Origin of the sequence: Micromonospora sp. NPDC047753 (genome assembly GCF_040642735.1) — a bacterium.
Taxonomy (GTDB): domain Bacteria; phylum Actinomycetota; class Actinomycetes; order Mycobacteriales; family Micromonosporaceae; genus Micromonospora.
In genome coordinates, this window is sequence record NZ_JBEYSL010000354.1 from 1 (window position 1) to 7482 (window position 7482).

Consider the following 7482-nt stretch of genomic DNA (forward strand, 5'->3'; position numbering starts at 1 on the left):
CGACGAGGGTGCGTACGTGCACTACGTCGAGGGCTGCACCGCGCCGCTCTACTCCTCCGACTCGCTGCACAGCGCGGTCGTGGAGATCATCGTCCTGCAACAGGTTGAACAGCCCCGGAAGCAGCCCCTGGGCCAGCACCGCGATGATCACCGCGTCGCTGAAGCCCGGCCGGCCGCCGCCGCCGGCCGTACGCACCACCGGCCGGTACTCGGGGCGGCGGTGGATCCAGGTCAGTAGATCGACCGAGGGAGACTGCCGCTGCCGGGGGTTGATGGTCAGCCGGATGGGCAGCCGGGCTGCGGCGTCGCTGTCGGTCACGGTCTGTCTCCCGGTCAGTTGGAGGAGGGTCGGAAGGTGACGTCGTCCCCGTCGGCGGTGGCGACGCCCGTGACGGTCAGCGCGTCGTCGTCGGTGAACGGTGAGCTGCTGCCGAAGTAGGTGGTGGTGCCGCTGACCTGCACCCTGCCCTGGGTCTCGACCGGGGTGGACACCCGGGCGGTGCTCGGGCCGGTCAACTCGACGGCGATTTTCGGGTACTCCAGGATCTTCCAGGTGACCTTCTGCGTGGTGCCGCCGTAGTAGCGGAACGGGCAGCCGGGTGGGGCGGCCACGGTCTGCTTCGCGCACTCGTCCAACCAGGCGCGTACCCGGGCCTCGACCGCGTCGATCGCGGCCGGCTTGAGCACCGGCGCCAGTTGCAGGGTGGCGGCGGTCTCCCCCGGGCCCACCAGCACTGTCGCGCCCGGCGTCTCGCTGAGCGCGCTGGCCGGGCCGGTCGCGGTGTAGCCGCCGGGCAGCAGCACCAGCGGAGCGCCCTCGGTGGCGACCGGCAGCTCCACCCCGTTGAGCCGCACCCCGGGGTCGGCGATCGCGGCGTTGAGCGGGGTGGGCCCACCGCTCAACCGCCAGCCGTGGAAGAGGCCGGCGGTGGTCTCGTCCTCGCGGCGCAGGGTGAGGGTGCTGCTCTGGCGCACGTCACCCAGCCGGTACGCCACGGTGGCGGTGGCGGTGTCGCCGTCGCGCTCCAACGAGCTGATCTCGACGTCGGTCGGTGGTTGGTAGCCCTTGCCGCGCAGCAGTTTGGCGAGAAGGTCACGGTCGGTGCCGTTGCCCTGGTCCGTCAGGTAACCGAGGGCAGCCTCGCTGTCCCGGTCGGCGAGCGCGGAGAAGTAGCCGTCGATCGCCGCCTGGGGGCGGAAGAACGCCCACTGCACCACGCCGAGGCCGCTGGTGCCGAGGCAGGCGACCAGGGTGACGGCACCGACCAGCAGCAACGTGCGTCGGGTGCCGACCGGGCCGGAGTCGTTGAACAGCCGGTCGACGGTGACGGGCTCGGTTGCGCCGGCGGGCGTACCGGCCACCGAGGCCCGCTCCAACGCGTCGAGCCGCAGCTCGTGCGGCGGGTGGGTGGCGCAGACCGCCTCGTCCCAGCCGCTGCGGCCGGTCTCGAAGGACAGCCGCCGTTCCAGGATGCGCCGCAGCCCGTCGGCGTGCCCGGTGAGCACGGCGCCGAGGTCAGCCCGGTACTCGGCCGCGCGCACGTCGCGGGCGTGCAGCGGCAGCACCACGTACCGCATGGTGAGCAGCACCGGCCAGAAGAGAACGAAGACCACGAAGTTGGTGCCCGGATGTGGGAACGTCCGCATCAGCCAGGTCGGCAGGGCGTGCGCGAGGGTCAGTGGCAGGCCGACACCGCGGACGAAGGCGCTGGTGATCTCGTCCCCGGTGCGCCAGTGCACCAGCTCGTGGCTGAGCAGCGCGGCCACCTCGTCGTCCGGTTCGGCCAGCACGGCGGTGGTGACCACCACGTGCCGGGCGTACGTGCGGGCGTTGCTCAGGACCGGGTCGTCCTCCATGAGCAGCCGGGGCACGCTGGGCAGGCCGAGCCGTCGGGCGCAGTCGTCGAGCACGGGGCGCAGCCGCGCGTACTCGCGGCGGCTGGGCTGGCGCGCACCCGAGACGACCAGCAGGCGGGGTTCGAGCAGCACCCGGTAGAGCGTGTAGAGGCCCCGATCAGCGCCGCCGCGACGACAGTGCCGATCAGGCCGGTGAGCAGCGCGAAGGGCTCGTCGGCAACGCCCATCCAGGGCAGGGCCAGCACGGCGAGGAAGCCGACCAGGAAGCCGATGGCGAAGCCGGCGACGCCGCCGAGCAACCCGCCGGAGCGGGTCAGGAACGCCTCGACCAGGGGGCCGATGAGCGGGACGTCGCGCAGCACCTGGGGCACCTGGTCGTCGGCGCCGGTCCCGACGGCGAAGAGCCCGACGACACCGAAGGTGAGACCGCCCCAGAACGCCAGGAGCAGCGCGACCGGCAGGTAGAACCAGGTGGCGAGGAACGCGCCGAGCACGCCGCGCCAGTCCCGCAGGATCCCGGCACGCAGCCAGACCAGCGCGCTCGGGTAGCCCGGCGGGCGGTCGGCGAACCCGCCGGTGGGTGGCGGGGTGTCGGCCGACGGCGGTTGGGCGGCCCGGACGTCGAGCTGCGGCACGGTCGGCGGGGTGTTCTCCGGCGGCACGGTGGGCGGCTCGGTCATGAGCGCTGCTCCTTCTCGGCGGGCGTCGTCCACTGTCGGGAATGGACAGCCAGAGCAGGCTATCGAGGGCGTCTGATGTCTGCCACACCGTTTCGGGGGATCGTCGCGCACCCGACACTCCGCGTCACGCGTGCGGTGCGGCGGTCCCGAAGGGGACCGCCGCACCGGAGCGGGTCAGAGCGCGAGGCAGTTGGGTCGCACCGGGCCGTCGACCAGGGCGCCGCGCACGATGGTGTACGCCGTGCCGTCGAGCACCAGGCCGAGGTGCCCCACCACCCTCAGCGGGCAGTATGACTGGATCAGCACGTTCGTCGCGCCGTCGTTGACGGCGGCGTTTCCGGTCGGGCGGACCAACTCGTCCTGAAGGGTGCGGATGGTGGTGTAGCGCACCGCGCCCGGGGTGTCGTCGCCGGCGTTGAGGTCGGCGAGGAAGGCCGAGCCGATTGTCATCTGTTGGCAGGCCACGACACCGGCGCAGCTGCCCAGGCCCAGGAACGCCACGATGTTGGCGACGTACGTGCCGTACTGGGGTGTGCCCAGGCTGACGTAGCGACCGACGGTGGCCGTGCCGCCGAGCCGCTTGAGGTAGTACCTGCTGACCAGGCCCCCTTCGGAGTGGGCGACGACGTCCACGCTCGCCGCGCCGGTGGTGGCGCGTACCTGGTCGACGTAGCTGGCGAACGCGCGCGCCGAGGTGGGGATGTCACCGAGGCCCAGCCCGGGTAGTTGGTAGATGAAGGTGCGGTAGCCGTCGGCGCGCAGCCGGGCGGCGATCGGCTCGTACGCGACGGCGACGCCGCTGAGCCCGCCGACCACGATCACGGGGTTTGCCGCCGCGGCGGCGAAGGGTGTCGTGCTGGCGGCGGTGGTGGAAGCGGGGGCGGCGGTCGCCGTGGCGGTGGACGCGAGAAGCGCGGCGGTGGCGAGGGCCAGCACGAGGGCGGTCTTTCGGAGCAGCATGGCTGCACCTCCGGGGGGAGGCACCCGGCGAACCGGGCAGGTGGGTGGGGGTGTCCGGTCGACCGTGCGACGATCATGCCCGCAACAATTTAGAAACGTCAATGACTTGTTACGCGCCGGTAACCCGTTGTTCCGGCGGGGGCGTAAACGGTCATACCGCTCCGCTCCATATCGGACACCGCCGGTCGCTGGCATGCTGTGGCCGTGGCTGTCGACGAACCCACCGAGCGCGAGCTGCGGGTGATGCCGTGGTGGCTGGTCCTGGTCGGCCTGCTGGTCGCCATCGCCCTGGGCTGGCTGGTGCTGGACCTGCTGCTCAGCGAGGCCGACCGGGCCACCCAACCGGACACCCGCGCCACGTTGCGCATCGACGCGATCCGCACCGGCCTGACCGTCGTCGCCGGCACCGGCGGAGGGCTCGCGCTGCTGCTCGCCGCCCGACGCCAGTGGATCGCCGAACGCGCGCAACGGCACCAGGAGAGCGTCGCCGCACGCGACCAGGTGCACCGGGACCGGGTGCAGGCGCACGCCGAAACGGTGGCCGAGGCCGCGCAGCGCCACCAGGATCGGCAGTCCGGGGCCGCCGAGCACGACGCGGCGGAGCGTCGACTGACAGAGCTCTACACCCGGGCGGTCGAACTGCTCGGCAACGACAGCGCGGCGGTACGCCTCGGCGGCCTGCACGCGCTGGAACGCCTCGGCCAGGACAACCCGGGGCAGCGCCCGACCATCGCGGCGGTGCTCTGCGCGTACCTGCGGATGCCGGCACCTGACGGCGAGCCGCGCGAGACGGAGGTCCGGCGCAGCGCGCAGCGCGTGCTGACCCGGCACCTGCGCGCGGGCGACGCGGCGCACTGGCCGGAGCTGAGGCTCGACCTGGCCGGCGCCGCGCTCGTCGACTTCGACGCCGCCGGTTGCACGCTCGTCGACGCGACCTTCACCGATGCGGTGTTCACCGGCACGACCACCTTCGCGGGCGCGACGGCGCGGGGGCGGCTGCTGTTCGGTGCGGCAACCTTCGGTGACGTGGTCTTCGACGGGCTCGTGGCCGACGGCGAGGTCGTCCTCGACGGCGTCCGCGTCGGCGGCGCGGCCAACGTCGACGGCGCCGCCTTCTCCGGCGGTCTGTCCTGCCGGCGAGCCGGCTTCACCGGCCCGACCTCGTTCCGCCGGGTGACCTTCGGCCAGCCGACCAGCTTCGACCTGACCCGCTTCGAGGAGGTCACCTCGTTCCGGGAGGCCGTCTTCGAGGGCGCCCTGTCGATGGAGCACACCGAGTTCGGCCGGTCGGCCAGCTTCCACGCCGTCCGCTTCACGAACATGGCGCTGTTCCGTTGGACGGTGTTCGGCGCGGAGGCGCTGTTCGACAGGGCCCGCTTCGTCGACGCCGCGAACTTCGGCCGCGCCCGGTTCCACAGCATGGTCAGCTTCCGTGACACCGAGTTCAGCCGGCCACCGCAGGTCGAGCAGGCCCGGGCGATGGCAGACAGTGGTCACCGCTGGCCGGAGGGCACGACAGTGGAGCGCCTCGACGACGAGTGGCTGCTGCTGGTCGACCGCTGACCGGCCGGTGGGCTCTCAGCGCGGCGCGGCCGGCGGGGTCGTCAGCGCGGCGGGCGCAGGCCGTCCAGGGCCACGCCGAGGACCCGGTCACGTTGCTCGGGTGACGGGAACTGGGCCATGGTCAGGCCACTGATCAGCCGCACCACGTCGTCGAAGCCGATGTCGTCACGCACCACACCGGCGACCTGCGCGCGACGCATCAGCGGCTCACCGGCGGAGAAGATCTCCGCCCGGCAGCTGGTGAAGATCTCGGAGTCGTGCAGCAGTTGCTCGGCGAGCGCCCGCTTGGTGGCGACGTACGCGACGAAGCGGTGCAGCCAGGCGACGAGCGCGTCCCAGGGTGGCAGCTCGGACAGACCCTCGGCGGAGTGGCACAGCGCCCGGACCTCCTCGACGTAGACGGCCTCGAACAGGTGCCGGCGGGTCGGGAAGTTGCGGTAGAGCGTGCCGATGCCCACGCCGGCCCGGCGGGCCACGTCCTCCAGGGAGGCGGCGGCGCCGTTCTCGGCGAACGCCTCGCGCGCAGCCGCGATCAGGGCGTCGTAGTTACGCCGCGCGTCGGCCCGCTTGGGCCGCTGGGCGAAGACCTCGGGCGCCTGCCCCGGGCTGGTCATGACGTGCGTCACCTCACTCTGCTTGCATCCGGAGGACGCCCTCCGCTAGCTTAGCGGAGGCACCCCTCCGGAATCCCGGAGGCCTGCCTCCGGTTACTCTACCTCGGGACCCGCCCGATCGCCGCCTGGCCACCCCGATCGCCCGGACCCCGACAGACCACCCGTCACGGACGACGGGCGACAAGCCTTCATTCCCGTACGTAATCAGGGAGTTTTCTCTCGTGGCAGTGACCTCCCGGCGCAGCTCGCGTCGGCTCACCTTCACCGTGCTCGCGGCCGGCGCCGGGTTCTTCGCGATGCTCCAGTCGCTGATCACCCCGGTGCTGCCGACCATCCAGCAGGACCTGCACACCACCCAGAACACAGTGACCTGGGTCCTGACCGCCTACCTGCTCAGCGCGTCGATCTTCACGCCGATCCTCGGACGCGTCGGCGACATGGTCGGCAAGGAGCGGATGCTTGTCGTCTCGCTCGCCGCCCTCGCCCTCGGCTGCCTGCTGGCCGCCATCGCGCCGAACATCGGCATCCTCATCCTCGCCCGGGTCGTGCAGGGCATCGGCGGGGCGGTCTTCCCGCTGTCCTTCGGCATCATCCGCGACGAGTTCCCGGCCGCCCGGGTCTCCACAGCGGTGGCCGCCATCTCGGCCATCGTCGCCGTCGGCGGTGGCCTGGGCATCGTGCTGGCCGGCCCGATCGTCAGCACCCTGGACTACCGCTGGCTGTTCTGGATCCCGATGATCGTGGTCGGACTGACCGCCGTGGCCGCGCACCTGTTCGTGCCCGAGTCGCCGGTCCGCACCCCCGGTCGCATCGACTGGCGCGCCACACTGCTGCTCTCCGGCTGGCTTGTCGCGCTGCTGCTGCCGATCAGCCAGGGCGCCGCCTGGGGCTGGACCTCCACCCGGGTGCTCGGCCTGCTCGCCCTCGCCGTGGTGCTGCTGGTCGGCTGGCTGGTCACCGAACTGCGGTCGAAGAACCCGCTGATCGACATGCGGATGATGCGCCTTCCCGGTGTCTGGACCACCAACCTGGTCGCCCTGCTCTACGGCGCGTCGATGTTCTCCATGTACGCGTTCCTCCCGCAGTTCCTGCAGACCCCGACCGCTGCCGGTTACGGCTTCGGGGCGAGTATCAGCCAGGCCGGTCTGCTCATGCTCCCGATGGTCAGCGCGATGTTCGTCGCCGGCGTCCTCGCCGGTCGACTCCAGGCCGTCTTCAGCGCCAAGGCGCAACTCGCCACCGGTGCCACCTTCAACGTGGCCGCCTCCGCGATGCTCGCCACCGCGCACGCCACCCGCTGGGAGGTCGCCATCGCCGGTGGCCTGGTCGGCCTCGGCATCGGCCTGGCCTTCGCCTCGATGGCCAACCTGATCGTCGCCAGCGTGCCCGCCAGCCAGACCGGCGTGGCGACCGGCATGAACGCCAACATCCGCACCATCGGCGGCGCGATCGGCGCGGCAGTGGTCAGCGGCGTGATCACCGCGCACCCCCAGGCCAACGGTCTGCCCCGGGAGGCCGGCTTCACGACGGGGTTTCTCGTCCTCACGGCGATCGCCCTGGCCGCCGCGCTCGCGGCCCTCGCCGTCCCGTCCGCCCGGCGGGCGTCGGCCGGTCGCCGGCCGTCCGCCGCGACGATCGTCGAGTCCGAGCTAGCCGGCGAGTTCGCCACCATGCCGGCTACCCGCTGACGGAACGCGTCGCGGCCCGGGCGGTTCGCCGCCCGGGCGATCGCCCGCAAGATCAGCATCGGTTCGTCGTACGAGGGCCGCGACATGATGGCCGTAAAGATCTCCGACAACGTCGGCACC

General features: G+C 72.2%; 8 protein-coding genes. 3 read left to right on the forward strand and 5 right to left on the reverse strand.

Features of this window, described 5'->3' with window-relative positions; all coding sequences use genetic code 11:
- From ABZ749_RS25070 to ABZ749_RS25085, 4 genes are all read right to left on the reverse strand, one after another.
- Positions 1-319 (reverse strand): hypothetical protein (locus tag ABZ749_RS25070; RefSeq protein ID WP_357231883.1); only part of this gene is annotated, 319 nt, incomplete at its 3' end.
- 14 nt (positions 320-333) lie between these two features.
- The gene (locus ABZ749_RS25075; RefSeq protein WP_357231874.1) at positions 334-1911 is read right to left on the reverse strand and encodes a M48 family metalloprotease; all 1578 of its coding nucleotides are present in this window, start codon (positions 1909-1911) and stop codon (positions 334-336) included.
- Positions 1836-2537 carry a hypothetical protein gene (locus tag ABZ749_RS25080; protein WP_357231861.1) on the reverse strand — a complete coding sequence of 234 codons (702 nt, stop codon included), beginning with the start codon at positions 2535-2537 and terminating at the stop codon, positions 1836-1838. Before ABZ749_RS25080 ends, ABZ749_RS25075 begins: the two co-directional genes overlap by 76 nt.
- Before the next feature lie 174 nt (positions 2538-2711).
- A complete protein-coding gene (locus ABZ749_RS25085; RefSeq protein WP_357231864.1) occupies positions 2712-3497 on the reverse strand; it encodes an alpha/beta fold hydrolase in 786 nt (261 codons plus the stop codon).
- Between the two features lie 204 nt (positions 3498-3701).
- On the opposite strand from ABZ749_RS25085, the gene ABZ749_RS25090 reads away from it, so the two are divergent.
- On the forward strand, positions 3702-5060 hold the full coding sequence (locus tag ABZ749_RS25090; RefSeq protein ID WP_357231867.1) for a pentapeptide repeat-containing protein: 1359 nt from the start codon (positions 3702-3704) through the stop codon (positions 5058-5060).
- A gap of 41 nt (positions 5061-5101) precedes the next feature.
- On the opposite strand, the gene ABZ749_RS25095 is transcribed toward ABZ749_RS25090, so the two are convergent.
- On the reverse strand, positions 5102-5674 hold the full coding sequence (locus ABZ749_RS25095; protein ID WP_357231877.1) for a helix-turn-helix domain-containing protein: 573 nt from the start codon (positions 5672-5674) through the stop codon (positions 5102-5104).
- Between the two features lie 221 nt (positions 5675-5895).
- Between ABZ749_RS25095 and ABZ749_RS25100 the strand changes: the two genes are divergently transcribed.
- Both ABZ749_RS25100 and ABZ749_RS25105 read left to right on the forward strand, forming a co-directional pair.
- Positions 5896-7362, forward strand: a complete 1467-nt coding sequence (locus ABZ749_RS25100) for an MFS transporter (RefSeq protein ID WP_357231870.1) — start codon at positions 5896-5898, stop codon at positions 7360-7362.
- 39 nt (positions 7363-7401) lie between these two features.
- A partial coding sequence (locus ABZ749_RS25105; protein ID WP_357231880.1) for a M14 family zinc carboxypeptidase occupies positions 7402-7482 on the forward strand: 81 nt, incomplete at its 3' end.

Bases quoted from the DNA above. Each gene is read 5' to 3' on its own strand.
- ABZ749_RS25080 (WP_357231861.1), bottom strand. From the start codon at position 2,537: ATGACCGAGCCGCCCACCGTGCCGCCGGAGAACACCCCGCCGACCGTG.
- ABZ749_RS25085 (WP_357231864.1), bottom strand. From the start codon at position 3,497: ATGCTGCTCCGAAAGACCGCCCTCGTGCTGGCCCTCGCCACCGCCGCG.
- ABZ749_RS25095 (WP_357231877.1), bottom strand. From the start codon at position 5,674: ATGACCAGCCCGGGGCAGGCGCCCGAGGTCTTCGCCCAGCGGCCCAAG.